The 22,051-nt window shown below is 61.4% G+C and carries 26 protein-coding genes; 25 read left to right on the forward strand and 1 reads right to left on the reverse strand.

Annotation, left to right across the window (positions count from 1 at the left end; genetic code table 11):
* The first annotated feature begins 107 nt into the window (after positions 1 to 107).
* The 11 genes from N2599_RS13980 to N2599_RS14030 are packed head-to-tail and all read left to right on the forward strand — an operon-like array spanning position 108 to position 7,580.
* The gene (locus N2599_RS13980; RefSeq protein WP_027508175.1) at positions 108 to 824 is read left to right on the forward strand and encodes an NlpC/P60 family protein; all 717 of its coding nucleotides are present in this window, start codon (positions 108 to 110) and stop codon (positions 822 to 824) included.
* A complete protein-coding gene (locus tag N2599_RS13985) occupies positions 814 to 1,086 on the forward strand; it encodes a hypothetical protein (RefSeq protein ID WP_027508174.1) in 273 nt (90 codons plus the stop codon). Before N2599_RS13980 ends, N2599_RS13985 begins: the two co-directional genes overlap by 11 nt.
* Positions 1,086 to 1,445, forward strand: coding sequence for a hypothetical protein (locus tag N2599_RS13990; protein WP_027508173.1), 360 nt, complete (start codon positions 1,086 to 1,088; stop codon positions 1,443 to 1,445). The genes N2599_RS13985 and N2599_RS13990 overlap by 1 nt, the downstream gene beginning before the upstream one ends.
* Positions 1,446 to 1,458: 13 nt before the next feature.
* Positions 1,459 to 1,659 carry a hypothetical protein gene (locus N2599_RS13995; RefSeq protein WP_027508172.1) on the forward strand — a complete coding sequence of 67 codons (201 nt, stop codon included), beginning with the start codon at positions 1,459 to 1,461 and terminating at the stop codon, positions 1,657 to 1,659.
* Positions 1,656 to 1,877, forward strand: coding sequence for a TraR/DksA C4-type zinc finger protein (locus tag N2599_RS14000; protein WP_027508171.1), 222 nt, complete (start codon positions 1,656 to 1,658; stop codon positions 1,875 to 1,877). The genes N2599_RS13995 and N2599_RS14000 overlap by 4 nt, the downstream gene beginning before the upstream one ends.
* The gene (locus tag N2599_RS14005) at positions 1,877 to 2,239 is read left to right on the forward strand and encodes a DUF2730 family protein (protein WP_027508170.1); all 363 of its coding nucleotides are present in this window, start codon (positions 1,877 to 1,879) and stop codon (positions 2,237 to 2,239) included. The genes N2599_RS14000 and N2599_RS14005 overlap by 1 nt, the downstream gene beginning before the upstream one ends.
* Positions 2,236 to 2,535: a VpaChn25_0724 family phage protein gene (locus N2599_RS14010; protein WP_027508169.1), complete on the forward strand. Its 300-nt coding sequence runs from the start codon at positions 2,236 to 2,238 to the stop codon at positions 2,533 to 2,535. The genes N2599_RS14005 and N2599_RS14010 overlap by 4 nt, the downstream gene beginning before the upstream one ends.
* A 1-nt stretch (position 2,536) precedes the next feature.
* Positions 2,537 to 3,118 carry a DUF3486 family protein gene (locus N2599_RS14015; RefSeq protein ID WP_027508168.1) on the forward strand — a complete coding sequence of 194 codons (582 nt, stop codon included), beginning with the start codon at positions 2,537 to 2,539 and terminating at the stop codon, positions 3,116 to 3,118.
* Positions 3,115 to 4,728 carry a hypothetical protein gene (locus N2599_RS14020; RefSeq protein WP_027508167.1) on the forward strand — a complete coding sequence of 538 codons (1,614 nt, stop codon included), beginning with the start codon at positions 3,115 to 3,117 and terminating at the stop codon, positions 4,726 to 4,728. Before N2599_RS14015 ends, N2599_RS14020 begins: the two co-directional genes overlap by 4 nt.
* On the forward strand, positions 4,722 to 6,353 hold the full coding sequence (locus N2599_RS14025; RefSeq protein WP_051336444.1) for a DUF935 domain-containing protein: 1,632 nt from the start codon (positions 4,722 to 4,724) through the stop codon (positions 6,351 to 6,353). Before N2599_RS14020 ends, N2599_RS14025 begins: the two co-directional genes overlap by 7 nt.
* Positions 6,354 to 6,356: 3 nt before the next feature.
* Positions 6,357 to 7,580 carry a phage head morphogenesis protein gene (locus N2599_RS14030; RefSeq protein WP_027508165.1) on the forward strand — a complete coding sequence of 408 codons (1,224 nt, stop codon included), beginning with the start codon at positions 6,357 to 6,359 and terminating at the stop codon, positions 7,578 to 7,580.
* A 205-nt stretch (positions 7,581 to 7,785) separates the two neighbouring features.
* Here the strand turns inward: N2599_RS14030 and N2599_RS14035 are convergent, their stop codons facing one another.
* Entirely contained in the window at positions 7,786 to 9,918 is a 2,133-nt protein-coding gene (locus tag N2599_RS14035; protein ID WP_027508164.1) for a hypothetical protein, read from the reverse strand.
* A gap of 322 nt (positions 9,919 to 10,240) precedes the next feature.
* Here N2599_RS14035 and N2599_RS14040 point away from each other — a divergent pair, with 322 nt between their 5' ends.
* From N2599_RS14040 to N2599_RS14105, 14 genes are all read left to right on the forward strand, one after another.
* Positions 10,241 to 11,221 carry a phage protease gene (locus N2599_RS14040; protein ID WP_051336443.1) on the forward strand — a complete coding sequence of 327 codons (981 nt, stop codon included), beginning with the start codon at positions 10,241 to 10,243 and terminating at the stop codon, positions 11,219 to 11,221.
* Positions 11,222 to 11,248: 27 nt separating this feature from the next.
* Positions 11,249 to 11,650, forward strand: a complete 402-nt coding sequence (locus N2599_RS14045; protein WP_027508163.1) for a hypothetical protein — start codon at positions 11,249 to 11,251, stop codon at positions 11,648 to 11,650.
* Between the two features lie 29 nt (positions 11,651 to 11,679).
* Positions 11,680 to 12,576: a Mu-like prophage major head subunit gpT family protein gene (locus tag N2599_RS14050; protein WP_037140889.1), complete on the forward strand. Its 897-nt coding sequence runs from the start codon at positions 11,680 to 11,682 to the stop codon at positions 12,574 to 12,576.
* 119 nt (positions 12,577 to 12,695) lie between these two features.
* Entirely contained in the window at positions 12,696 to 12,947 is a 252-nt protein-coding gene (locus tag N2599_RS14055) for a hypothetical protein (protein ID WP_027508161.1), read from the forward strand.
* A 64-nt stretch (positions 12,948 to 13,011) separates the two neighbouring features.
* Complete coding sequence (locus N2599_RS14060) at positions 13,012 to 13,470, forward strand: gp436 family protein (RefSeq protein ID WP_027508160.1); 459 nt, start codon at positions 13,012 to 13,014, stop codon at positions 13,468 to 13,470.
* Positions 13,467 to 13,946, forward strand: a complete 480-nt coding sequence (locus tag N2599_RS14065; RefSeq protein WP_027508159.1) for a phage virion morphogenesis protein — start codon at positions 13,467 to 13,469, stop codon at positions 13,944 to 13,946. Before N2599_RS14060 ends, N2599_RS14065 begins: the two co-directional genes overlap by 4 nt.
* Entirely contained in the window at positions 13,943 to 14,572 is a 630-nt protein-coding gene (locus N2599_RS14070; protein WP_051336442.1) for a hypothetical protein, read from the forward strand. The genes N2599_RS14065 and N2599_RS14070 overlap by 4 nt, the downstream gene beginning before the upstream one ends.
* The gene (locus tag N2599_RS14075; RefSeq protein WP_027508158.1) at positions 14,565 to 15,104 is read left to right on the forward strand and encodes a phage baseplate assembly protein V; all 540 of its coding nucleotides are present in this window, start codon (positions 14,565 to 14,567) and stop codon (positions 15,102 to 15,104) included. The genes N2599_RS14070 and N2599_RS14075 overlap by 8 nt, the downstream gene beginning before the upstream one ends.
* Before the next feature lie 9 nt (positions 15,105 to 15,113).
* Positions 15,114 to 15,329: a hypothetical protein gene (locus N2599_RS14080; protein ID WP_027508157.1), complete on the forward strand. Its 216-nt coding sequence runs from the start codon at positions 15,114 to 15,116 to the stop codon at positions 15,327 to 15,329.
* A gap of 26 nt (positions 15,330 to 15,355) precedes the next feature.
* The gene (locus N2599_RS14085) at positions 15,356 to 15,760 is read left to right on the forward strand and encodes a GPW/gp25 family protein (protein WP_027508156.1); all 405 of its coding nucleotides are present in this window, start codon (positions 15,356 to 15,358) and stop codon (positions 15,758 to 15,760) included.
* Positions 15,757 to 16,632, forward strand: a complete 876-nt coding sequence (locus N2599_RS14090) for a baseplate J/gp47 family protein (protein WP_027508155.1) — start codon at positions 15,757 to 15,759, stop codon at positions 16,630 to 16,632. The genes N2599_RS14085 and N2599_RS14090 overlap by 4 nt, the downstream gene beginning before the upstream one ends.
* A complete protein-coding gene (locus N2599_RS14095; protein ID WP_027508154.1) occupies positions 16,632 to 17,756 on the forward strand; it encodes a phage tail protein in 1,125 nt (374 codons plus the stop codon). The genes N2599_RS14090 and N2599_RS14095 overlap by 1 nt, the downstream gene beginning before the upstream one ends.
* Complete coding sequence (locus N2599_RS14100; protein WP_037140886.1) at positions 17,756 to 20,977, forward strand: DUF4815 domain-containing protein; 3,222 nt, start codon at positions 17,756 to 17,758, stop codon at positions 20,975 to 20,977. The genes N2599_RS14095 and N2599_RS14100 overlap by 1 nt, the downstream gene beginning before the upstream one ends.
* 9 nt (positions 20,978 to 20,986) lie before the next feature.
* A complete protein-coding gene (locus tag N2599_RS14105; RefSeq protein WP_051336441.1) occupies positions 20,987 to 22,048 on the forward strand; it encodes a hypothetical protein in 1,062 nt (353 codons plus the stop codon).
* The last annotated feature ends 3 nt before the right edge of the window (positions 22,049 to 22,051 follow it).

Raw genomic sequence — 22,051 nt, forward strand, 5'->3', positions numbered from 1 at the left:
TTGATCCTGCAGGCTGACAGGTGTCAGCCCGCCTAAGTACCCCTCCCATTGCATAGTCCGAGCGTCATCAGCGGCCACACCGCCGCTTCTGTTTGGGGCGCTCGCATATGCAATTCGACCTATGGCTTAACACTCGCCTCCGTGCTCACGGTGCGTATGACGGCGTTGTCGACAATGTTCATGGTCGTGCAACGATCGCAGCGCTCAAGAGGTTTCAGAAAGCCGACGGGCTGACCCCAAGCGGCATGGCCGATGAAGCAACCGTCAACGCACTGCGCCTCGATCCGCAGGGCCGTGCCTTCCATGTCCTTCCTGCTCCGAGAACTCCTGAAGAACCAGTATGGATGCGCGAAGCTCGCCGCCTCATGGGCGTCAAGGAAATTCCCGGCTCGGCTTCGAACCCAACCATCATCGGTTGGGCGCGGCGTCTCGGCGGCTGGGTAGCAGACTTTTATCGCAACGATGACACGCCGTGGTGCGGTCTCTTCCTCGCTCACTGCATCTCCATGACGCTGCCGGAAGAGAAGCTGCCCGCTAATCCCCTTGGCGCGCTCGAATGGAACAAGTTTGGCATTCCGCTAGCGACGCCTGTCCTTGGCGCCATTCTCGTTTTCAAACGGCCGGGTGGAGGGCATGTTGGTCACTATGCCGGAGAGGACGGCGATTTCTACTGCGTCCTCGGCGCCAACCAATCGAACACCGTCAAGCTCTCCATGATCGAGAAAGAGCGCTGCGTGGGCATCCGATGGCCGAAGACAGCACCGGCGCCGATCGGCGGGCGTTTGCGCGCCAATGCGGGCGGGGTTTCGCGTAATGAAGCCTAGCGTCCGGAACGGCTTCAAGCCGAGCTATCGCATGACCAGGCGCTGGAACTGGATCAGCTTCGTGCTGTCCTGGGCGATCCTCCTCACCATCGTCATTGCCGCCATCCAGGGCTCCCAGGAGGCCGTCGCTCTGGCGCCGGTCTTCGTTCCCAGCCTCTGCGTGATGATCGCCGCCCTAATCGGCATCCACCGCTACACCGGCGCGATGGACTATCAATCCGCGATGTCAACGGGGACGGCGGCCGAAAGCGAGGAGCGCTGATGGAGCTGCTTTCCAAACCCCTCGCGATCGCGCTTGCCGCCGGCGCACTGCTGCTCGCAGCTGCAGGCGTCGGCTACCTGACCGTCCGTGAAATCGGCGCCATAACAGAGGACGCGGCGAGCGCCGCGAAGCAGCTGTCGGATGCCACCTGGACGGCCAAGATCGAGAAGGCCAACGCCGAAGCAAACCAGAAGATCGCCGACCAGGCCAAGGCGGTCATTCAGATCCAGGCGGACGCGGCCGATCGCGTCAACGCCGCCTCCCAGCAGCTTGAAGAAGTGAGGAAACGAAATGCGGCTCTGCCACATGGCGACGATATTGGTCTCAGCGCTGAGCGGGTCCGGCTGCTCCCAGACTGATCCTGCGCCGCCGGTGGTCATTACCAAAACCGTGGCCGTCGCGCTGCCGCCCGAAGCGCGCAAGCCGACGCCCGCGCTTGCGCCGAAGCCTGACCGCGACATGCCGCAGCAGGAGGTCCTGGACAATTGGTCCGCTGACCGCACCGCGCGCAATACCGGTGAATGGCGCCGGGCCGCATGTGTCGCCGCCGTCGATGCGGCGGGCAAGCCATGAACGGAAACGCTCTCTTCGACCTTGCGGAGATCCGCGCCGAGGAAGAGCGCGAGGCACAGATCGCTGCGGCCTCCCGCTCGCTCAAGCAGGCCGGATCGGTCGATTGCGAGGATTGCCCCGCCGAGATTTCACCTGAACGCCGGCGGGCGATGCCCTCGACCGTCCGTTGTTTTGATTGCCAGCAGCGTTTCGAGCAGCGCATGCGAAGGAGCCGCTGATGGAACTCGAAACCCTGAAATCTTGGTTCGGCTTCTTCGCCCTCCTGATCTCTGTCGCGACATCGGCCTGGCACATCATCTCGTCCGGCTCGAAGAAGACCGCCAGCGATCTGAGCGAATTCAAGAAGCAGGACAAGGACGAGAAGAGCGCGATCCTCTCCGTGCTGCAGGCGCTGGAGAAGCGAACGCAATCGCTTGAGAGCGACATGAAGCACCTGCCGGACGCGAAAGCGGTCATGGAGCTTCAGATCAAGATCGAGCAGCTCTCCGGTCAACTCGGCCGGATGGAGGAAAACCAGAAGGGAATGTCTCGGACTGTCCTGCAGGTGCAGGACTTTCTGATGAAGGGTGCGGTAGCATGAGCGACTTCAACGAATTTCTCACTCTCGATGCTCGGCTGGTTATCCTCCGCGCGCTCAACGACCAGTCCGATGGGCGGCTGAATGACAGCCTGCTCGCCGACGTCCTCGACACTTACGGCCATCATCGCTCTCGCGACTGGATCCGGCAGCAGCTCCGTTTCCTCGCAGATCTCGGCGCCGTGAAAAACACCGACATCGGGCCGGTCATGGTGGCCGCGATCACCCGTCTGGGTGCCGATCACGTCGAGCGCCGCACTCAGCTCGAAGGCGTGAAGCGCCCGTCGATTGGAGCCTGATATGCGGAGCCGCCTTTCCGGTATCGAGCTACTGCCTGAAGAGTGCGGCGAAATCGTCGCCTGGGCGGCCGAGGCGTTGCAGGACCGCGACCGGACGCAGACGGACATCTATCAGGAATTCCATGCCAGGATGGAGGCGCTGCAGAAGGAGTATCGCGGCGAACTGGACTTCCGTATTCCGAGCTTCTCGGCCTTCAACCGCTACAGCATCAAGCTCGCAACCGTCACGTTGCGCATGCAGCAAACCCGCGAGATCGCCGCCACCCTGGCGAAGAGCTGGGACATAGAGGCGTCCGACAACCTGACGCTGATCGCCGCCGAGGCGATCAAGACCCTCGTCTTCGAATTGCTGACCTCCAAAGGCGAGGCCGGTATCGATCCGAAAGGTGCCATGTCGCTTGCCAATGCGCTGCGCTCGGCCGCGCAGGCGCAGGGCATTTCGACGGCCCGCCGGCAGAAGATTGAAACCGAGTTCGCCGAGAATGCGAAGCAGGCCGTGGCACAGGTGCAGAAGAGTAAGGGGCTGTCGGCTGATGCCGCCGAAGAAATCCTGTCGAAAATCCTCGGGGTGAAGGCAGAATGACGGCGCCCATCACAAAAGAGCAATGGGCCGAGGCCCGGCGAACCGCCACCGAGGTTCTGCCGGGCCTCGTCAAAGAGGTCGGCCTTCCGAAGGCACTTCTCCCTTATCAGGGGCGCGCGATCGCGCTGCTGGAAAGCACAGCTTGCCGCGTGCTCTTCATCGAAAAGTCCCGCCGTATCGGCCTGACATTTGGCTTTGCGGCTTATGCCGCCCTGCGCGCCGGCCGCGCCAAGAGCGCCGGCGGCATGGACGTGATGTACATCTCCTATTCGCAGGAGATGACCCGCGAATTCATCGACGCCTGCGCCATGTGGGCGCGCGCCTATTCCGACGCTGCGATCGAGGTCGGCGAGTTCCTATTCGACGACAGCGACAAGGATGGCGCCCGCTCAATCCAGGCGTTCCGCATCCGCTTCGCGTCCGGCTTCGAAATCCTGGCACTTTCCTCGGCACCACGCACGCTTCGCGGCAAGCAGGGCGTTGTCATGATCGACGAGGCGGCCTTCGTTGACAGCTTGCCGGAGCTGCTGAAGGCGGCACTCGCCTTCCTGATGTGGGGCGGCCAGGTCGTCGTCTGCTCGACGCATGACGGCACCGAAAACGAGTTTAACAAACAGATCCAGGCGATCCTTTCCGGCCGCTCGAAATACAGCCATCTACGCATCGACTTTGACCAGGCGCTTAAGGAAGGCCTTTACGAGCGCATCTGCCTGGTCAATGGGATCGAGTGGACGCCCGAAGGCGAAGCGGGCTGGCGACAGGAGATCATCGACTTCTACGGTGACGGCGCCGACGAAGAATTGTTCTGCATTCCGACGGCCGGCAGCGGCGCATGGCTTGCCGCGCCGCTGATCGAAGCCCGCATGTCAGCGCAGTCTCCGATCATCCGTCTGGAATTGCCGCGCGACTACTTGCATCTGTCCCGACTTGAACGAGCCATTCATATGGCCTCGGCAATCAGCGATCTCGGAAGTGCCCTCAAGCAGCTCGATCGCGCTCGTCGCCATGCCTTTGGTTTCGACTTTGCCCGTGTCGCCGACTTGTCGGTTGGCACCCTGCTGTCGATCGACCGGCTTCTGAAGCGCGAGGAAGCGTTGACGCTGGAGATGCGCAACGTGCCGGGTGACGAGCAGAAGCTGCTCACCCGAATGATCCTGGAGAACGCGCCGCGTCTGGTCGGCGCGGCCTTCGACGCGACTGGCATGGGCTGGACCGTCGCCGAAGACATGGGCCGCATCTTCGGCATCCGCACACCGGATTATCCCGGCGGCCTCATCGAGGCGATCAAATTCTCGCAGGACTGGTATCGCTTCCAAATGCCGCCGCTGAAGGCAGCCTTCGAAGATGACGCGATCGCCATCACGAAAGACGATGAGCACGTGACTGACCTTCGTGCCGTGAAGGTTGTCGCCGGCATCCCAAAAGTGCCGGACGTCCGTACCGGCGAAGGTGCCAAAAAGCGTCACGGCGACTTCGCCATCTCGCTCGCGCTCGCCCATTACGCCAGCCGCCAACAATGGACGGAATACGATTATCAGTCTGTCGCAAGCCTCGCCGGGAAAGGCGACGATGACGACGCAGAAAGCGAATATGGGAGGCGGCATTGGTAAGTTCGCGCACTTCGTCCATCCTCGGTCCGGACGGCCGGCCGATCGCCATTCAAACGCTTTCCGAGGAGGTCGCCACGCCGACCGTCGCCGGCGTACGCCGCACGCATGAAGAGCGGGTGGCATCCGGTCTGACGCCGGAGAGACTCGGCGCCATCTTGCGCGAGGCGGCCGAGGGCAATGCTCGAAACTACCTCACCCTCGCTGAGGAGATGGAAGAGCGCTATCTGCACTACGCCTCGCAGCTGCAGACCCGTCGCCTGGCGCTGGAAGGCATCGAGGTGACGGTCGAGGCGAATGGCGCTGCGGCAAGGATCGTCGATGCTGTTACGGAGCTGATCCAGGACGATGGTTTTGATGAAGCGCTTGGCAATCTGACGGATGGCATCTCGAAGGGTTACGCCGTCGTCGAAATGATGTGGGAATATGAGCGCAAGGCTCTGCGTCCGGTCACCTATATTGAGCGCGATCCGCGCTTCTTCCAACTCGATCGTCTGGCACTTCGCGAACTGCGTCTCGCGGTCGACGGCTCTATTGATGGCGAGGAACTGCCGCAAGCGAAGTTCCTCCGGCATATGCCGCGCACCAAGATGGGGCTGCCGCTTCGCCGAGGCATGGCACGGCCGGCGGCCTGGGCTTACCTAATCCAGCAATTCACCTTGCAGGATTGGGCGGCCTTCTCCGAAGTCTATGGCATGCCACTGCGCGTCGGCAAGTACAATGCCAATGCCAGCGCGGGCGACAAGCGCACGCTGTTGAAGGCGGTTGCCTCGATCGCCAATGACGCCGCCGCGATCATCCCGCAGGGCATGGACATCGAATTCCACGAGGTCAGCGGCAACAATGGCGCCGCCGTCTTCGGTGGTCTGCTCGAATATGTCGACAAGCAGATCTCGAAGCTTGTCGTTGGCCAGACGATGACGTCCGACGATGGCTCTTCGCTCGGCCAGGCGAAGATCCACAACGAGGTACGTCTTGATATCCTGAGGGCCGATGGAAAGCAGCTTGCGCGGACGGCTAACCGCGACCTTATCCGCCCCTTCGTCGACTTGAACTTCGGACCGCAGGAGCATTACCCGACAGTTCAGCTGCTCGTCCCGGATCCTGAAGATGTCGTGGCACTCACGGACGCCGTCGCCAAGATGATGCCGTTCGGCCTTCGCGTGAAGCAGGCCGAGATCCGCGAGAAAATCGGCCTGTCGGATCCGGTTGACGGTGACGAGCTGCTGATCGCAACCAACGAGGCGCCAGCGGAGACGAAAAAGGCCGGTCCAAAAACCGCTCCGGCCAACGATGATCGCAAATCGAAAACGGCCGCGCTTTCAGCGATCGTCCTCGATCACAAGCGCGCCTGCCGTTGCGGCGCCTGCACCGCATTGCTTGCCGCCGAGGCCGGTCAGCCTGATGCGCTCGACCAGGTTGATGCCCTGTTCGCCTCGGCTGCGGACGATTGGGAGACGATGGCTCGGCCGATCGTGCAGCCGATCGTCGATATCTTGGCCTCTGCAGGCAGCTTCGAAGAGGCTTTGAAACTGATCGAAGCCGCTGGACCGGACGCATCGAAGATGGCGGAGCGGCTTTCGCGGCTGACCGCGATCGCGCGCGGCATCGGCGACATCGCGGATTGATGCATGGCCGAAATCCGCAGAGGCTTTACGGCGCCGAAAGAAGTCACCGGCTATTTCGAGGGTAAGACGCTGAAGCCGGCCTTCTCCTGGCTCGACGTCTGGGGCGAGGAACACGCCTATGCCTTCACCGTTGCCAAGGCCACGGAAGCGGAGGTGCTTTCCGTCTTTCACCAGACAATCGGCGACGCGATCCGGAGTGGCAAAGGCTTCGAGCGCTGGAAGGAAGATGTCCAGGTCGAACTTCGAAAGCTCGGCTGGTGGGGACCCCGCATGGTCGGTGATCCGACCGGCGAGCAGCCGGACCGGATGGCGGACTTCTCCAGCTCGCGGCGTTTGAAGACGACCTTCTGGTCAAACATCAACTCGGCGCGTGCGGCCGGGCAATGGGAAAGGGCGCAGCGTACCAAGAAGGTACTGCCATATATTCTGTATGTCCGGACCACCTCTGGCGATCCCCGGCCGGAGCACCTTGCGTGGGTCGGAATTATTCTTCCGGTCGATGATCCGTTCTGGCGGACGCACTGGCCGCCGAATGGCTGGGGCTGCAAATGCCAAGTGCGGCAGATATCGGCACGGGAGGCGGAAAGGCTCCTCGGCCGCGCGCCGAAAGACGGCGGGATCATCTATCGCAGCTCGCCGCCCGATCTCGGCCCCGATGTTCAGCATCGGAATCGCCGGACCGGCGAGCTGACGATGGTGCCGCCTGGCATCGATCCGGGCTGGCAAACCAATGCCGGCCTATCGCGAGCGACTACGCTGATCCAGAACCTTGAAGAGCGCCTCGCCACGACGCCGGCCGCCAGTGCCACCGAGATCCTGACTGACCTTTGGAAGGACCCTTATCTGCAGCTTGCACCGCGCCTTGAGCCGAAGGTTTGGCTTCCCGCCGGCGTCTCTGATCAGCTTGCCGAAGATCTCGGCGCCAAATCGCCCGTCGTGTCGATCACCGGCGCGGCGATCGCCGATCGTATCGAGCGTCATAAAATGTCCATCGAGGATTTTTCATTCCTGCCCGAGATCCTCGATCAGGCTCTTGTTATGCCCGATCGGAAGGGCAGTGACCGTGGCCGCACGCTTTACCGGATGATCGGGAAAGTCTTCTGGCGCGCCTTCGTCAGTGTCTCCGAGAACGGCTATCTACGCGTCAACTCTCTGCACCAGAAGAACCGCAAAGAGTTGAAGGCCGAGTTCGATCGGCTTGGAAAAGATTGGCCATTTGGGGAGTGAGGCGCGGCAGGGAGGGACCGCTTCCCGGCCTGTCCGGGCTCCCTCCATTGGGCATCGAGGCCACCGGGCTTCACTGCCGCGCTAACATACAATAATCCACCTTCCTTCTGATCGCAATCGGCGCCTTTTTCAATGAATTGAGAAATACTCAGCGTTCGCTGCAACCGGTCCCCAGCACACATCCAGACACGCAGCTCGCCCTTTTCTACTCCGCACTTTCAGCAACCGGCTGTTCCTTGTTCGGCTGCTTCCTCGCAGCATCACCGACCCTTACAGCCAGATGAGAGGAGTTGAAAATCTTGGCGACGGTTTCGGAGTTCTTTGCTTCATCTTCGTCATACTTCCATGGCCAAACCAATGGCAGTAGACCGTCGATGGCGATGTCAGTCTCTACGCTATCAAGAATCACATACCAGCGATCGCTCCTGGTATCGTATTTGTGCTTAGCGCCGATCGCATCTGCGGCGCGCGCGGCATTCGCATCGCATTTTGCGGTCACCGCATAAGTGAGACCACCGTTCGCTGTCGGAATCGAGAACGCCTTTATCGCCTTGCCGGTGGCGGTGATCTCTTTTCGAAGTTTGAGAATTGTTGCGGATATTTCTTCCAGCGCCGCGCTCGAGAAATCGTAGAGATCGATTACCACTGCCGCTATCCTCGGATCCGCCGTCTTAAGCTCATCGAGAAGCTCAGAAATAATTGGGATTTTAAGACGCTCTAACACACCGAGCGGCCGTTGCGCTTTGATTCCAACGTCGGACGCCATCATGTAATCATCGATCGCCGTTGCGAAGTCCCGCTCCAGCATCATGAAGTCGGCTTCATCCGGCAAAGCGAGCTTGGCGCTAAGATGGTAGCCGAGGAAGTTATACTCACTATCTGAATGTACTCTGTCAAAAACCTCTGACCGGGATTTGAGATAAAAGAGCATCTCGATGGGAGTGGGCAGAATGCGCGTGACGCAATCCAGTACGCCGAGATCCCAAATTACGGGCGCGATGTCCTTGTCGCGTTCAAGCAGCTGTCCCGAAAGGAACGTGGACGCCGGAAATGGATCGCTCAAGATCACAATCGGAAAAAGACGCGGCAGTGTCGGAAACTCAAGTACCTTACCGTCCTTGGCAATACATTTTGCACCCTTGCGAATAAGCTCCAGGCATCCGAGTGCCTGCTGATACGGGGCTTGGATGGCCCCCTCAAAGTCTACCCTCAGCGCATCCGTGTCGCCGGCCCGTGCCTTCAGGGTTACCCGTTTGGATTTCGCCTGGACAACGAGAACGAATTCGCCATAGACAACCAGCACATCGACTTCTCCGGCAATATCCTTCGACCCATCTCGAATCGTGACGTTCTCGAAGACATTTTCCTTTCCAAAGACCCGCCCGAACATGTGTGCTGCGGTATGCTCCAAGAAATCTCCGCGATGCTTCGAGGTCGTGTTGCAATACGCCTTGTCCGCCATCATCCAATAAAATGGGCTTTCATAAATCGTCTCAAAGAGACGATACTGGTTTGGCACGTAAAGGTTCTCGCCAAATTCAATGATCGGCGCAATTGCGACTGCGTTTATTGCAAAGGGGTCGGTAAATCCGGCATTTGCGCCCGTGACGGGTGTCGCGAACTTCGCGAAGAACGCATCAGCCTTTGCACCAAATTTCTTGCGCACCTCGGCCTTCGAAATCAGCAGACTGCTAGTGAGTTCCCCTTTCGTGAACTCACGCCCTTCTTCGCGTAGGTGGCCAACTGCAGTCATATTGGAGTTGACGCGGTCCACGATGAATTTTGCGATGTCAATCATCGGACGAACCGATAGCCCTGCATTTTGCAGGAGCCATATCGCGTCCTCCTTATAGCGCTGCCTACTCAGACCTGGGAACTGATGAAGATATAGACTTTCCGCCCCGTAGTAGATTGCCTCGCGCGCCGTCAGACCAATTGCGTCTGGACGTTCAATGAATGTCTCAGAGCCCGGGTCGAAAGCCGGGGCACAGTCTAGCAGAATGCGGTCATGAAACTCACGCAGCAGCTCATCCGCACGCGGCGCAAATGTATCATCGACATTGTACACCGCATGAGTCCGTTCATCCGGTGATTGGACGACAAGACCGAGCAGGAGCATCAGCTCGTTCTTATTGAGCTTTGAAGTTGACCATCGATGATCTGGGTCGTCAACGACACGGCCGTCCTGCACGTCAATTCTGACAACCCAATCTCGATAGATAATTGCCGAGATTTCGTGGAGGGCACCATCCTCCCGTGCAAGTGCAACTAGGTCCGCGAAAATCTCGGCAGAGGATCGCGGTTCCGGTCTTCGCAATTCACCTTCCTGTTCCGTCATTTTCCCCTCTCGGTGCGCGATGCAGTGAAACCAGCCAACCCGGCAGCGCTCTCGCCTGCAACCAAACTTAGAAATCGCCACAGGCGCGCACAAGAGGCGTCGGCCGGCCGGATACCCGTAACTGACCCGAAAAACGCGCCCACGGGCTTTGAAAGGCCTTTGATTTTGACGCACGCACGTTATGCTAGGAGACGAAAGCGGTTCGCGGCCGCTTGAGGCGGCAAATAACCGGCTGACAGCTGTCAGCCCCAAGGCCGCTACCTGATCTGGCAAGTATTGCCTCATGATCACTTGCACCGCAACCACCCCCCCGATTTCTTGTTTGGCCGCCGCCTCGGCAACCGTCGAGGCCGAAGCTCTCGCCATGACCTCCGTCACGGCGATCGACGTTTTCGCGGCCGACGCGAAGGCGGCTGATGCCAAGACTGGTCCGGAGTGGATCAAGCTCACGCCGCGTGGCGCCTTCACCAGCCGCGACGGTCGCTCCTTCATTGTCGAGCCGGAGCTACTCGTCGAGCGCTTCAATGCCGACAAGGTTGCCGTTCCCCTCGATCTCGACCACGCCACCGTCAAGAAGGCGATGTTTGGCGAGGCTGCGCCGGCAGTTGCCTGGATCGAGGAGCTGCAGGCGCGGCCGGAGGGTCTTTATGGCCGCGTCAACTGGCTGCAGCCGGGCCTCGACGTGCTCACCGCTCGCTCCCACCGCTACATCTCACCGTCTCTCAAGACAGACGAAACTGGCAAGGCCGTCTGGCTGCATTCGGCCGCCCTGGTCGCGGCACCTGGAATTTCCATGCCGGCCGTCGCGTCGGCCGATCTCAACGTCAAGAAGGAAACCACCATGCTGAAGGCAATCGCCCGAGCCCTCAATCTCACGCCGGAAGCCAGCGAGGCGGCCTGTCTTTCAGCGATCGGCGATCTCGGCAAGCGCGTCGACCCGAAGGTTCACGAGCAAACGCTCGCCACGCTTTCGGCCACGACGACCGAGCTGAACATGCTGAAGGCGGCGCAGCGCAAGGAGAAGGTCGATACGCTGCTCGAAGGTGCACTGACGGCCAAGAAGATTTCGCCGGCCCAGCGTGAAAGCTACGAGGCCCTCTGCGCCACCGACGACGGCCTGGCGCAGGTGACGAAGCTGATCGAAACGCTCGGCGCCGGCCTGCAGGCTTCCGGCCTGGACAAGAAGACGCCGCCGGACGCAACCGTTTACACGCTATCGGCCGAGGACCGGGACATCATGAAGCAGCTCGGCGTCACCGAAGAGGAATTCCGCAAGGCCAACGGCCTTCCGGCCGCCGCCTAATCCACCAACCAACCGCCGGAGACGTCAATGACGGCAATGTCGCAGGCCCGCTCGATCGTCGAAATCGAGGGCAAATTCACGAGCGCCCCGATGAAGGGCGCCACCACCATTCTCCAGGGCGCCATCGTCGTCACAGAGAATAGCCTCGCAATGCCGGGCAAGACGGCCGTAGGCCTGACAGTGCTCGGCATTGCCGAAGAGACTGCCGTTAATTCCGGCGCAGACGCCGCAAAGAAGGTGAACACCCGTCGCGGCACCTTCAAGTTCTTCAATCTCGCAGCGGACGCGATCGTCGCCGGCGACGTCGGCAAGGACTGCTATCTGGTCGACGATCAGACGGTGGCGAAGACCAGCGGAACCAATACCCGCTCCGTGGCGGGCAAAATCATCAACGTCGAGAGCGACGGCGTCTTCGTCAAAGTCGGCTGACGTTTCCAACCACCTGAGGGGCTACCAATATGACGCGTGTCATTACTCCAGACCTTCTTGCGGCCGCGCAACGCGGTTTCAAGACATCGTTCCAGAAGGGCTTTGCCGGCGTAACCGCGATGTACGCAAGCGTCGCCACGATCGTTCCGTCGAACTCGTCGGAAGAGGTTTACGGCTGGCTCGGCGATATTCCGAAGCTGCGCGAATGGATTGGCGATCGCCATCTGAAATCGCTCGAAAGCAAGGGCTATTCGATCAGGAACCGCAAGTTTGAAGCTACGGTTACCGTTCTCAAGGACGACATCGAAGACGACAAGCTCGGCCTCTACGGCAGCCGGTTTGAGATGCTCGGCAACTCTGCTGCGCAACATCCAGACGAAATCACCTTCGAGCTGATCAACAGTGCCTACGCAACCGCCTGCTACGACGGCCAGAATTTCTTTGATACCGATCACCCTGTCGGCAAACCTGGAAGCGTTCAGTCGGCGTCCAACATGCAGGGTGGAAGCGGCACGCCTTGGATCCTTGCCGATCTTTCGCGCCCGCTTAAGCCGTTCATCTTTCAGAAGCGTCGCGACTACAATTTCATCGCCAAAGAAGACAGCAAGACATCCGATCATGTCTTCATGCGCGACGAATATATCTACGGCACCGATGCTCGCGTCGCCGCTGGCTTTGGCTTCTGGCAGATGGCCTTTGGTTCGAAAGAAACCCTCGACAAGCAGAGCCTGCAGGACGCCTACACACGGCTCGCGAGCTTCACCGATGACGAAGGCAGAAAGCTCGGCATCAAGCCCACCCACCTGATCGTTCCAACGACGAACGTCTTCGCTGCACGCGAGTTGATCCTTGCGGCGCAAATCGATGGCACCTCGAACACGATGGCGAACCTCGTCCAGATCATCGAAGCGCCTCTCCTCCAGTAACCAGGCGCGGCCCACGCGGCCGCGCAGGACAAACGCCGGCGGCACTCCTCCCAGTCGCCGGCGGTTCTTCGACAAGCAGCATTACCGCTGCTTTTCCGAGAACCGCCAAGGAGACGAACATGGCTAAGGCACCTACGAGTTCCACCGAAAAGACGAGACGCGTCCCGAAGATCGTCGTCACCGCTCCGGGCGGTCCGCGCCGCCGCGCCGGCTACGGCTTCGACAAAGCCGAGACGACCTTCACCGAAGAGCAGCTCGGCGAAGCCGGAGAGAAGTTGATCGAAGCCTGGCGTGCCGATCCGCTCCTGAAGGTCGACATGCGCGTCGACGAAGAACCCGAGCCGGATGCCAACCACAGCGACAGCCAATAACCCCAGCGAAAAGCAACCGGCGGGGCGGCGATCTGGCCGCCCCGCACCGCACCTGGAGACACCGATGCCCGCATTTGCCACCATCGCCGATATCGAAGCCCGCTTTCCGAGCGAGTTGCTCCTTGTTGCGGCGAACGAAGAGACGGGCCTTCGCGACGACGTGCGCATCGGTCACGGGCTGGACGATGCCTCGACCGAAATCCGCGCCATCCTCGCCGCCCGCTATTCGGCAGCCGACCTTGCCGCGCTCGACGAAAACTCGCTTGCCGTCGTCAAGGTCTATTGCATCGACATCGCCTTCTACCGGATCGCTCTCTCCTTCAGCCGCTCGACCGATAACATCAAGGAACGCTACGACCAGGCGATCAAGCGCCTTGAAGCAATCGCTTCCGGCAAGGGCGCGCTCACCACCACCAACAGCGGTGCCGGCCCGGTCGAGGACGGCAGTGATGTCGGCCAGAACGAAGTCATTCTCGAAGCGCCAGAGCGCGTCTTCACCAGGGCGAGGCTCGGCCGGATATGAGCGGGATCTCGATCACCGTCGACGCAACCGATCTCGACGGCATCTTGAAGAAGCTTCGGCCGCTCTTCGATTTCGACGGCAGCGAACTGATGAGCGCGATCGGAGCACTCGGCGAGAGCCAGACGCGCCGGCGCCTGACGGACGAAAAGACCGCGCCGGACGGCACGCCCTGGGCTCCCAACATCGAAGGCACGTCGATCCTCACGAAAACCGGCGAGCATCTGCTAGGCTCGATCGCCTGGACGGCGTCTGCCGACGAAGCCGAGTGGGGTGCCTCCTGGGAATATGCCCACGTCCACCAGGAAGGCATGACGATCGTTCCGACGAACGGCGAGCTGCTCGTCTTTTCGATCGGTGGCCAGACCGTGAAGGCGAAGAAGGTCGAGATCCCGGCGCGTCCGTTCGTCGGCATTTCCTCCAGCAACGCCGATGAGATTATGGACGTCATCACCGACGCATTCGGGTTCCTGCAATGATCCAGCCGACCTCGCTCGCCCAGCTCCTGGCATCGAACCCTCTAGCAGACACTCACGACGCGATCGTCGAAACGCTGAAAGTCCTTCTGCCGGGCGTCAATGTCGTTCGCCATCCCGGCAAGGTCGATATCGCCGAGCTGGTTCAAAAGACGATCGTCAATGCGCCCGGCATCGGCGTCGGCTGGAGCCGCGTCCGCCCGGCCATGCTGGCTGACGGTTCCTATTCCGTCGCCGTCGAATGGACAGTCTATATCGTCGCGGAGGCCAAACCCATCGCGAACCGCCGCGTCGAGAAGGAAGCAGTCGCCATGGCTATCGGCGGCCAGGTACTGAAGATCCTCGCCGACTTCCGCACCTCGACCTGGGGCCGCACCGGCGTGGTGCCGATCACCTCGGAAAGCCCGGCACCGGAGCTGAAGCCGCTCTTCACAGTAAGGAACGAAAGCCAGGGCACCGTCTACTACACGGTGAGCTGGACACAGCTCATCGTCGATATTGGCGCCGGCATCTTTCCGCAGCCGGCCGGTACCGTCGATCTGGAAAACGGCGCGATCAACTGGCCGGCACAGCAGGACATCGCCGATATGGCGCCGTGGATCCCCGGTATGGAGGTCGACGATGCGTGATGCCGTCGCCACCGAATTCCGCCGCCTGCGCATCCAGCTCGATCGGGCCGAGCGCCGCATCGCAACCGGCCGTCTTTCCGGCAAGGTCGCGGAGGTCGATCCAGAAAAGCGCCTCCTGCGACTGAAGATCGGCACGAGCAGCTCCGGCGAGAACATCCTATCGCCTTGGGTGCGCTGGCAGGAAGCAGCCGCCGGTGGTCTTCGCATCCACTCCGAGCCGGCGATCGGCGAGCAGATGGACCTTGTCAGCCGATCGGGCACGGTCGGCGACCTGTCGATCGCCGTGCCCGCCACCTACGACAAGGATCACCAGGCGCCCTCGGCCTCGTCCGACACGGCCGTCTTCGAGCGCGGCGCGGGACGCCTGGAAATCGGCGCCGACGGCATTCTCCTGAAGGGACCGGTCAAGGTCGAAGGCCCGGTGGAGATCGAGGGCGATCTGCTTCGCCACAACGGCAGCAATGTCGGCAGCACCCACGTTCACGGCGGCGTCGAAAGAGGCGGTGCCAACACAGACGTTCCATCCAACTGAGGAGTATCCATGGCCAAGGCGCCTAAGACATCCGCCACCGCAACCACTGCCCCCGTCACCGCCACGGCCGAACGCGTCACCTATGACATCACCGAGGCCGCGCCGCCATTCATCGCGGGCCAGCGCGTTGGCGACCGCAAGGAGATCGAGTTGACCGAGGACCAGGCACGCAACGAGCTGCTCTCCGGTCACATCCGCCCGCAGGGCATTACAAAGACCGCTTAAAGCGGATTTGAGGGGTATTCGAAGGCATGGCCGGGGCAGTCCGCTACAGGAACGGTTTCAATGCGCAGACGGGTGAGCGGTTGCACGGCGCCGCGCACCTGGCGCAGTCGCTCGGCAAAATCTGGGGCACCCGGATCAACGAGCGCGTCATGCTGCTCGCCTTCGGTTCCGACCTTCGAAGCTTGCTTTCGGAAGACCTGACGCCGTCGATCGCGCTCTTGATCTACAACGAGCTGGTCGTTTCGGCGGCCAAATGGGAGCCGGAATACGTGCTGACGCAGCTGCAGCTCGTCTCGATGACGCAAGGCGGCGCGCTCGGGCTCAGGCATGCCGGTCTCTACTTTCCGGAAGGCCGTTTCGGCAACTTCGATATCGCTGCCGCTCTGACCCTGCCGGCCACCCCGCTTGCCTGGAAGGGAGCTGCCGCATGACGATCGATCTTTCGACACTTCCTCCGCCGGCGATCATCGAGGAGCTGGACTATTCGGCTATCGCCGCCGCCTACAAGGCCCGCTTTGTTCAGACGTGGCAGGCGGTCAGAGCTGCACATCCGGAGCTGAACCTTCCGGCCTACGATGTCGAAATGCTGGAAACCGATCTCGCGGTCATCATCGCCGAAGCCGAAAGCTACCGCGATACGGTGATGCGGGCTCGTATCAACGATGCAATCAAGGCGAACCTTCTCGCCTTTGCGCGCGGTTCCGACCTCGACCACCTCGCCGCCTTCTATGATGTGATCCGTCTTCCCGGCGAACTGGACGACCGCCTCTGTGCCCGTGTGGTTCTCGCCATCCAGGGGCGGTCCACTGGTGGAACCGAGCCGCGCTATAAATCCGTGGCTATGTCGGTCTCGACCGAGGTGAAGGACGCGATCGTCTATACGGTCGGCCGCAGCCCGATCATCCACATTGCGATTTTCTCGACCGCTCACGATGGCGTCGCAACACCGGCGCTTCTCGCAGCCGTCCAGGCCGCCGTCCAGGCAAAGACGGTGCGCATGGTCAACGATACGATCGTCGTCGCCTCGGCAGTGCGGACAGTGGTCAATCTTTCGGCGAATGTCTGGCTGCTTCCGGACGCCGATATCGAGACGCTGGCGCGGGCGGAAGCCAGCCTGCGATCGGCATGGGCGACGGCTCAGACCCTCGGCCGCGACCTCGTGCAGACGTGGTGGGTGTCGAAGCTGATGATCGAGGGCGTCCACCGGATCGAGGCCGTCTCGGTCGGTGACACCGTCGTCCAGCCGTCGCGGGCCATCTCCATCGGCACTGTGACGCTCGCTCTGGCCGGGCGGGACTACTGATGACGGGAACCCTGCTGCCCAACAGCTCCGGCCTGTTCGAAAAGGCGATGGAAGGCGCGCTTGCGCGCCGCTGGGATGCCTTTGGCGACGCGGTAGCTGTGGTCCGAACGGCGAAGCTGGTTTCGCCGCCACCATCCTTCCTTCCGTACCTCGTCTACGAATACGGCCTCGGCGAGCTGACGCCTTATGTCCCGAACCTCTACACGCTGATCGTTGGCCGCGAAGGCATCAAATGGCAGCGCGTGCGAGGGACGCCGGCGGCGGTGGAGAAAGCCCTTGGTTGGCTCGACTATGCCGCACAGATGGAAGATGCCTGGGCAGGCCGCACCTACTGGAATTCGACACAGCTCCATTTCTCCATCCTGCCGGTCGCTGATCGTCCCGATCTTGAGCGCATCGAAGGTGTCGTGTTGTTGTCGCTGCCGAAGCGATCGCAGCTCCGGCGCGGTGTCTATCAATATGATGTCCGCGCACTCGAGGCAGATCGGTCGCGAGCGGACCGCAGCATGTTCGACTGGTCGAGCGGTATTGCCGTCACCCAGCAAGGCACGCTCTGGTCTTTCGGCCGTACGACCGAGATCGAGCACGTCCTGACCGAGGCCGAGGGAATAGCAATCGGCAACTGGATCGCAATCCCTGAGGACGAAGGTCTCCAGTGGTCGATGATGCAATATCCGTGGGTAACCGCGACCTTTTCCTGGGCCGCCAATGCCGCAACGCAGCGCCGCGCCTTGATGGCGGCCTGGTTCGAAGGACGGGCGCTCTACGCCACGTTACGCAGGGGCGACGGCGAGATCATCGGCCATCGCCGCTGCCGTGCGGTGTGGCCGAGCGTCCAGCAGTTTAACGGCTGCTACGGCTTCGCGGGTATGTCCTATCAGCCGATGACGGGTGCCACGCGCGTCTACATCGAGGCGATGACGGATTTCGGCGATGCCGCCGATATCACCGCCGAGAGCGTCGAGCTGACGATCGGCGCAGCACCTGACGCCGGCGTTCCCGCAGGCCGCCTTTGGCTCCAGCCCGGCGAATTGACCGGCGGTCATGCGGTCGCATTCACCCCTGTTTCCCTGCCGCTGCGCGCGACGGTTCGCGAGCAGCTTAAATTCCTCATGAGGTTTTGATGGCCTACGAACACGAAAGCGGCCTGCCTTTCGCTTACGACCGCGCGACCGGCAAACCAGAGCAGCAGAGCGTGGTCTTCTATGGCGAGCGTCCCTATGTCCAGAACGCCGAGTTCAACGATCTGCAGCGCATCATTCGCGGGCGGCATGACCGTCTCGGCCGGCTGGTCGCCAATGACGGCAACCGCATCGAGCGCGCCGAGGCGATCGTCGACGGCGAGGCCGGGACTGTCAGTCTGACGGATGGCAGGATCTACGTCGCCGGCGATGTCTTCCCGGTTGGAGCCGCTGTTCTCGCAGGGATCCCGATGGTTGGGCGGACCGAAATCGGCGTCCGACTGACGAAGACCTGGCTGACGCACGAAGATGATCCTTCGCTCCTCGGCCTCGTTCCCGGTTCTGACGCCGAGGGCGAGCCGGGCGCCGCCCGCGAGATCGCAACCATCGCCTGGGCGCACATCGATGACGACGGCGCTGGCCCCTTCTATTCGGTTTACACCCTGCAAGACGGCACGATCCTCGATCAGACCGGCCCATCGATCCTTGAACCGGCAATGCAGGCGCTAGCGGCCTACGATCGGCCGAACGGCAATTATATCGTCTCCGGTTGCCGCGTGACGGCGCTTGGCGCAAATGCCGGCGTCCAGGCTTTCTCGATCGAGCAAGGCGAGGCGAACATCAATGGCTTCAAGCGCACCCGGCTTGCAGCTCTGCGTCACAATGAGCCGGAGGCCTGGGAAGAACTGGCGATCCCAGGCGAGACGCATATTTATCCGGGCGGCGCGAGCTTCACGTTCGACGTCTCCTTCGCGCCGATCGGCGTCATCAACTCGATTCTGCTGACGAAGGAAAAAACCGTCACGCTCACGCGCGGCGCGATCGCCCATGGGGCGGATGCGCTGCCGGACGATAGCGTTGTTTCCGTCTCGTTGGTGAAACAGGGCGCGACGACATTTGCGTCGCCGGCAAACTATAATCTTGTTGGCAACAACATCGATTGGGCGCCGGCGGGCGCCGAACCTGCGGCAGGTTCGACCTATGACGTCACATACCGCTATCGTGCGCTTGTCGCCGCGACGGCGTCGACTGTCACCAGCATCACGGTTGCCGGCGGCGTTGCAGGCGGCGAGATCATCGTTGCCTATACGCAGAAGCTGCCGCGCATCGATCGCCTCTGCCTGCAGCAGGACGGCTCGCCGCTCTACATCAAGGGACTGCCGGCGCGCTATAACCCGCTGCCGCCAGGTGCGCCGCAGGATGCTTTGAAGCTTTGCCAGATCTATTATGACTGGATCAATTTGCCGTTGATCTCCGCCGATGGCGTGAATGACGGCGTCCGCTTCGTCTCCGCTGCCGAGCAGGCCCGCTATAACCGCCAGCTCCTCGACCTGGTTCGCCTCGTCCAATTGGAGCGACTGAAGAGCGGCATCGACAGCCGCGAGCCGGTCGCCAAGAAAGGCATGTTCGTCGATCCGTTCATCGACGATACCTATCGCGATGCCGGCACGGCACAGACCGGCGCGATCAGCAACGGCATGCTGCAGCTCGCGATCACGCCGACATTCTACCAGGCTGATCTCGACGGACCGGTGACGCTCGACCTGGTCGAGGAGGTGATCGTTGCGCAGGAGCTAAAGACCTTCTGCGAGAAGATTAACCCCTACGGCAACTTCACGCCGCTACCAGGCGCCCTGAAGCTGACGCCTGCTGCCGATTTCTGGACTGAAAGCCGGGAGGATTGGCTCTCAGCTCAAACGCAAGAATTCAACCGCGGCGTCCGCACAGATGGCGGTCCGCTGCAGACGTCGACGTCCGTGACCGAGCTTGTCGACGAGCGCGTCGAGCAAATCGAGTTCCTTCGGCCGATCGCGATCGCGTTCGAGATTTCCGGCTTCGGCGCCGGCGAGATCCTCGACACGCTGACCTTCGACGACATCAGCGTGAAGCCTGCCGGCGTCCAGACGGCCGATGCGAACGGCAAGGTCGCCAGTACCTTCAATATCCCGGCGAACGTCACCGCCGGGAGTAAGGTTGTCGAAGCGATCGGCAAGGGCGGGACAGGCGCGATCGCGCTCTTCACCGGTCAGGGCACGATCGAGATCGACGTAATGCGCCGCGTCACGACGGTGAACAACTGGACGCGCCCGCAGCTTACGCGCAGCATCCGGCGGCGGAACAACGCGGAGTCCGGCAGCGACAACCGCAGCGTCGATCCGCAGGCGCAGATGTTCGCCGTGCCCGAGCTTCGTCAGATCGTCGGCGTCGACTTCCACCTCTGCCAGATTGGCAACACCGCCAATCATCTGCTGGTCGACCAGGTCTCAATCGACACCGGCTATCCCACCAACGACGTCACGGCCGAGGCCGTCGTTTCGATGATGGGCGCTGCGATCGGCTGGAAGTCGGCGCGCTATAATCTGCCGCTCACGACGTCGGCCGACGTCAAGCATGCCTTCGTCGTCAAGACCGATGATGCCAATCACTCAATCTCGATCGCCAAGCTCGGCGGCTTCGACATTGACCAGCAGAAGCGGGTGACGGCGCATCCCTATGTGACCGGCCCGCGCTTCTCCTCGGTGAATGCCGAGACCTGGTCGGCGCACCAGGACGAGGCTCTCGCCTTCCGCATCGTGGCGGCGAAATATCCGGTGAGGACGAAGACAGTCAACCTGGGCAGCTTTAATCTGGTGAACTGCTCCGATCTTCAGGTGCGCGCGGCCGTCGAGCTTCCGACAGCCGGCTGCAGCGTCATCTTTGAGGTCGAGCGGCCAAACGGCACGGTCTATAAGCTGCTGCCGTTCCAGGTGCTGCAGCTTACCGAGTTCATCACCGAGACGGTCGAGCTTCGCGCCGTGCTGAGCGGCACCCAAAAGCTCTCGCCGATCCTCTATGCACCGGTCGAGCTGGTCGCGGGAAGGATCGCCACCACGCTCACCTATATCACGCGGGGCTTCACGCTCGGCGAGGCCGTTCGCGTCACGGCGTACCTGAAGACGTTCTTACCGGGTGGTGCGACGATCACCATGGCTTACGCAAAAGACGCCGGCGCATTCGCAAACCTACCGCTCGTCGACACAGATGCGTTGGCCTTCCCTCTGTGGACCGAGAAGAAATATGAGGCCACGGCACAAACGGGCACGCTGGTGCGGCTCCGGATATCGGCAACCGGCGGGCCTGCTGCTCGTCTCATCATCGGCGACTTCGGCGCCGGCATTTTCTGAGGTTGATTGATGGCTAACACACCGAACTTCGCAATTCCGATGCCCGATCCGGCTGCCGATGTCGACGAGGAGTTCTATCGGCTGCAGCAGGCTTGGGCGATTGTCGATCTGGCGCTATGGAATTTGACCCAAGCACTGGACGGGAAGGCTCCAGCGCTCCACGAGCACGCGATTGGGCAGATCACCGGCCTACTAGAAGCACTTGCCGGCAAAATGGATGCCTCGGCGACATTCGTGCTCGACGATCTGACGGATGTATCCGGAGCGACGGCGGCCGCGATCGGCTACGTACTGGTGAAGGCGGCCAACGGCCAATGGCAGCCAAGCTCCGCGATCGCGGCACTCGGTGCGCACCAGCACGCCACCGGCGATATCGTCGGTCTGACTGCCGCCATCAACGCTGCGACGGCAAATAAAGCGCCGCTTGCAAGTCCCACTTTTACTGGAACCCCCACCGCCCCTACCGCCGCACCTGGCGATAGCGATACGACGATCGCTACGACAGCTTTCGTCACTGCAGCGATCAACGTAATCAAGGGTGGCGTCGCCGCGGCCTTTGATACCCTTTCCGAGATCGCAACAGAACTCGGTCTGAAAGCTGCTAAAGCGGTGACTATTACCGGAGGAGGGCTTGTGACGGGCGGCGGCGATCTTTCTGCAAATCGGGCGCTGACTGTTACCAAATCCAGCAACGCGCAGGCAAAAGCCGGAACGGACGACACCACAGCGATGACGCCGGTGCGAACGAAGGACGCGGTAGACGCTCTTGAGGCCGTTGTGGCTTTCGTCGATTTCAACGGGACTGGCACCCCGGCGATACGAGCCAGCAAAGGCGTCTCGTCGATCACGGATAACGGAACGGGTGATTACACCGTCAATTTGTCTCCGGCGATGCCAAACGCAAATTATGCCGTTTTGTTTGGCGGCGGCTACACGAACCAGAGTTGCTGGTTCAGCCTGAACCGACAGGAAACGACTAGCGTAAAATCCACGACGGCAGTGCGAGTGGCTGCCACCATCAACGGCGCTTATGTCGACGCCGAATATTACAGCGTTGCTATATTGAGGTGATGA

The organism is Rhizobium sullae (assembly GCF_025200715.1).
Classification (GTDB): Bacteria; Pseudomonadota; Alphaproteobacteria; order Rhizobiales; family Rhizobiaceae; genus Rhizobium; species Rhizobium sullae.

What these genes read in the sequence shown, in the direction of transcription:
- N2599_RS14105 (WP_051336441.1), top strand. Translation starts at nt 20,987, where the DNA reads ATGGCTAACACACCGAACTTCGCAATTCCGATGCCCGATCCGGCTGCC.
- N2599_RS14015 (WP_027508168.1), top strand. Translation starts at nt 2,537, where the DNA reads ATGCGGAGCCGCCTTTCCGGTATCGAGCTACTGCCTGAAGAGTGCGGC.
- N2599_RS14035 (WP_027508164.1), bottom strand. Translation starts at nt 9,918, where the DNA reads ATGACGGAACAGGAAGGTGAATTGCGAAGACCGGAACCGCGATCCTCT.
- N2599_RS14100 (WP_037140886.1), top strand. Translation starts at nt 17,756, where the DNA reads ATGGCCTACGAACACGAAAGCGGCCTGCCTTTCGCTTACGACCGCGCG.
- N2599_RS14010 (WP_027508169.1), top strand. Translation starts at nt 2,236, where the DNA reads ATGAGCGACTTCAACGAATTTCTCACTCTCGATGCTCGGCTGGTTATC.
- N2599_RS14045 (WP_027508163.1), top strand. Translation starts at nt 11,249, where the DNA reads ATGACGGCAATGTCGCAGGCCCGCTCGATCGTCGAAATCGAGGGCAAA.
- N2599_RS13990 (WP_027508173.1), top strand. Translation starts at nt 1,086, where the DNA reads ATGGAGCTGCTTTCCAAACCCCTCGCGATCGCGCTTGCCGCCGGCGCA.
- N2599_RS14005 (WP_027508170.1), top strand. Translation starts at nt 1,877, where the DNA reads ATGGAACTCGAAACCCTGAAATCTTGGTTCGGCTTCTTCGCCCTCCTG.
- N2599_RS14065 (WP_027508159.1), top strand. Translation starts at nt 13,467, where the DNA reads ATGAGCGGGATCTCGATCACCGTCGACGCAACCGATCTCGACGGCATC.
- N2599_RS14070 (WP_051336442.1), top strand. Translation starts at nt 13,943, where the DNA reads ATGATCCAGCCGACCTCGCTCGCCCAGCTCCTGGCATCGAACCCTCTA.
- N2599_RS14020 (WP_027508167.1), top strand. Translation starts at nt 3,115, where the DNA reads ATGACGGCGCCCATCACAAAAGAGCAATGGGCCGAGGCCCGGCGAACC.
- N2599_RS14080 (WP_027508157.1), top strand. Translation starts at nt 15,114, where the DNA reads ATGGCCAAGGCGCCTAAGACATCCGCCACCGCAACCACTGCCCCCGTC.
- N2599_RS14095 (WP_027508154.1), top strand. Translation starts at nt 16,632, where the DNA reads ATGACGGGAACCCTGCTGCCCAACAGCTCCGGCCTGTTCGAAAAGGCG.
- N2599_RS14055 (WP_027508161.1), top strand. Translation starts at nt 12,696, where the DNA reads ATGGCTAAGGCACCTACGAGTTCCACCGAAAAGACGAGACGCGTCCCG.
- N2599_RS14085 (WP_027508156.1), top strand. Translation starts at nt 15,356, where the DNA reads ATGGCCGGGGCAGTCCGCTACAGGAACGGTTTCAATGCGCAGACGGGT.
- N2599_RS14000 (WP_027508171.1), top strand. Translation starts at nt 1,656, where the DNA reads ATGAACGGAAACGCTCTCTTCGACCTTGCGGAGATCCGCGCCGAGGAA.
- N2599_RS14075 (WP_027508158.1), top strand. Translation starts at nt 14,565, where the DNA reads ATGCGTGATGCCGTCGCCACCGAATTCCGCCGCCTGCGCATCCAGCTC.
- N2599_RS13980 (WP_027508175.1), top strand. Translation starts at nt 108, where the DNA reads ATGCAATTCGACCTATGGCTTAACACTCGCCTCCGTGCTCACGGTGCG.
- N2599_RS14090 (WP_027508155.1), top strand. Translation starts at nt 15,757, where the DNA reads ATGACGATCGATCTTTCGACACTTCCTCCGCCGGCGATCATCGAGGAG.
- N2599_RS13985 (WP_027508174.1), top strand. Translation starts at nt 814, where the DNA reads ATGAAGCCTAGCGTCCGGAACGGCTTCAAGCCGAGCTATCGCATGACC.
- N2599_RS14060 (WP_027508160.1), top strand. Translation starts at nt 13,012, where the DNA reads ATGCCCGCATTTGCCACCATCGCCGATATCGAAGCCCGCTTTCCGAGC.
- N2599_RS14030 (WP_027508165.1), top strand. Translation starts at nt 6,357, where the DNA reads ATGGCCGAAATCCGCAGAGGCTTTACGGCGCCGAAAGAAGTCACCGGC.
- N2599_RS14050 (WP_037140889.1), top strand. Translation starts at nt 11,680, where the DNA reads ATGACGCGTGTCATTACTCCAGACCTTCTTGCGGCCGCGCAACGCGGT.